The organism is Chamaesiphon polymorphus CCALA 037, from assembly GCF_003003845.1.
Lineage (GTDB): Bacteria > Cyanobacteriota > Cyanobacteriia > Cyanobacteriales > Chamaesiphonaceae > Chamaesiphon > Chamaesiphon polymorphus.
The window spans coordinates 1-2,922 of sequence record NZ_PVWO01000616.1 but is presented as its reverse complement, the minus strand read 5'-3'; the positions used below and the strand labels follow the sequence as shown (position 1 = coordinate 2,922).

Genomic DNA, 2,922 nt, shown 5'->3' with positions numbered 1-2,922 from the left:
GTGATTTTGACGGCCCGATCGTCGATGTATCCGATCGATACTATAGTACTTACTGTCTAGCGTTAACCGATACTGCTAAATATTATCGCGAGTTTTCCACGCCAGCACGCGCAAATTTACATTCATTGCTCGATCTGACACCTTTGACCAAAGCACAATTTTGGCAGATGAAGCAAGACCGCATTCCGGATCGAGAAATTGCCCGCCAGTCTGGTTTAGAAGGCGAACAGGTCGAATTCTTTTTGCGGCGGGTGGTCGAAATTGTCAACTGTGCCGATCTACTCGCACAAGATAAGATCCAACCTGGTGTTACTTGGGCGTTAGGGTTGTTGCAATCTCAAGGTGTTAGGTTAATTCTAGTAACTTTGCGCGATCGAGACGAAGCAATTTCGATTCTCGAACAAAACGGACTCCGCCAGTTATTTACGGGGATTTATGGTACCAGCAACAGTGAAGCTGCATATCAAAACTACACCGAAGTTAAAACTAAACTGCTCCAGCGAGCGATGCGGGAGCACCGAATTACATCGATAAACTCGCCACATAGTTGGATGATTGGCGATACCGAAGCTGATATCTTAGCAGGACAAGCGATGGGTATTGCCACGATTGCCTTAACTTGTGGGATTCGTAGCGAGCTACAGCTCCGCCAGTTGCAACCAACGACCATCGCCACAGATTTACTACGTGCCGCTCATTGTTTGATGGGCATGAATTCTCTTCAAGCATGTAGTTGAGGGAGCTAGGCCGATTCCCGCTCCCTGGCGACTTCATCGATCTAATGTTTACCGACTAGCTCTTGGACTGGTAGAGACCGAGAATTGAGCTTTTTTTCCCATGCTAAGGCTGTCCGAACGATAATATCCAAATCGTTAAAACGTGGTTGCCATCCCAACGTTTGGACGATCTGCTCGGCTGAGGCAATTACACAAGCAGGATCGCCAGCACGGCGTTCGGCTTCGATGACGGTAAAATCTACCCCAGAAATCTCTTTAACTTTTTCGATAACTTGCCGGACACTGTAGCCTTGTCCGTAGCCACAATTTAAAATTTGACTATCACCATCCCCATTGAGATAAGCAAGCGCATCGACGTGCGCCCTAGCGAGATCGTCAACATGAATGTAGTCCCTAATTCCCGTGCCATCTGGGGTGTCAAAATCAGTCCCAAAGATGCTCACACTCGGACGTGTTCCTAAAGCGGCATCGCAAGCTACTTTGATCAGATGGCTGGCTTTTTTACCAGACTGTCCCAATGTGCCACCGACTTCAGCACCAGCAACATTAAAATATCGCAGAATTACGTATTTAAGATTTGAAGCACTTGCATAGTCTCCAATCAGGCGTTCGCTCATGAGTTTGGAGCTGCCATAAGGATTGAGTGGTTCTGTCTTCGTATCTTCGCTAATTGGGTTGACTTCTGGCTGTCCGTATACGGCAGCAGTACTAGAGAAGATAAATTTATTTACTCCAAATTGCTGACAACAATGGAGCAGATTGAGGGTATTAGCTGTGTTATTACTATAGTAAGCTAGTGGCTCGACCAGCGAATCAGGAACTGAAATACTGGCAGCAAAATGTAAGACAGCATCAAAATTATGTTCGGCAAAAACTCGTGCTAGCTGCTGTCGATCGCCTAATTCGCCCTCAACGAAAGTACCGTAAGAGATCGCATCGATCTTGCCTGTAGAAAGGTTGTCATAGACGACAATATCGTAGCCATTTTCGCCTAATTGTTTGATGGTATGCGAACCAATATACCCCGCGCCACCAGTAACTAAAATTTGCTTTTTCATCGGGTCGGATTCGTGTGAGATATCGATATAACTATTCGGATGCTGACCCGAACAGTTTAACACCGCACACCTGGTGAATAGCAACACAGTCAAGACTTTTGGCTGTTAGCATCTCAGCTTTTTAAGCAACAATATAAGAGAATATACTTATTAATTGCGATATCCAACTCCTAGTCTCAGAATATAGCTAGAAACTAGCGATTATTAGTCGATCGAGACTGTAATCTCAAATCGTTTTACTAGGAATCGATTGCCCCGATCGCTTAGATTATTCATAATTTAGTAGCTAGCCTAAGAGCTGCCTAATTGCTAAATTTCGATCGGGATCGAGCCACTTGGCATTGAATTTCTAACTGCAAGATAATACATCGCAAAAGATCGACTACTTCCACCGTTTGGCTAATAGCTGCTCTTCCAACGCTGCAATCCGGTTATAAGCAGCCGTTAATTGAGCCGTCAAGCGTTGAATTTGAAATTCAGGTGACAAATGTTGTTCTTTCACCTGATGACCGATCTCTAGGCCGCTATTATCGAGTGACATCCCTTGACGATCGATCGCCCAATTAGCCGTTTCTTGGCGATCGTTTGCATCTCTAGGTAAATCTACATATCCATTGGTGCGATAGCTCGCAATCTCCTGTTTCACCCGTCTAGCATCGCTGCTATTGAGCTGCGGAGTCTGCCGATTGAGCGGGTGTTCGATCGATGTCTCTTCGCCACCAATGGTCTGTGTATCTAGATTTTGAAAGACATGCTGGTGCAATCGATCGATAATCTGATAAACTCGATCGACCTTGCGGGTCAAGGTACTAATCTGTTGTTGGATTGATTCCATCTTTTACCCTACATTAACTTCCACCGATCTTAGGTAATAAATCAATAAAAGTTGATTTATTGCTGAATTATTTAACTTTTGGTAATAATTTTGACGGCAATAATTAATTAATTATGTAGAAATCGATCGATGTGTAGTAAGTAACTATGAATGATAATTTAGTTAAATTTACTTAAGTTTATTAACTAAATTGGGAGTTGGGAGTTGGGAGTATTGAGGAGTGGATAGTGGATAGCGATTCGCTTAACCGTCGGGTTCCCCGACGGTTAAGCGAATCAAGACAGTGAATAGT

General features: G+C 44.1%; 3 protein-coding genes. 1 reads left to right on the top strand and 2 read right to left on the bottom strand.

What is annotated here, in order from left to right; all coding sequences use genetic code 11:
* On the top strand, positions 1–737 hold a 737-nt coding region (locus tag C7B77_RS27245), incomplete at its 5' end, for an HAD family hydrolase (protein ID WP_106312429.1).
* Between the two features lie 41 nt (positions 738–778).
* Here the strand turns inward: C7B77_RS27245 and galE are convergent.
* Positions 779–1,795 carry a UDP-glucose 4-epimerase GalE gene (galE, locus tag C7B77_RS27240; RefSeq protein ID WP_106312426.1) on the bottom strand — a complete coding sequence of 339 codons (1,017 nt, stop codon included), beginning with the start codon at positions 1,793–1,795 and terminating at the stop codon, positions 779–781.
* Between the two features lie 382 nt (positions 1,796–2,177).
* The gene (locus C7B77_RS27235; RefSeq protein ID WP_106312423.1) at positions 2,178–2,630 is read right to left on the bottom strand and encodes a hypothetical protein; all 453 of its coding nucleotides are present in this window, start codon (positions 2,628–2,630) and stop codon (positions 2,178–2,180) included.
* Between the last annotated feature and the right edge of the window lie 292 nt (positions 2,631–2,922).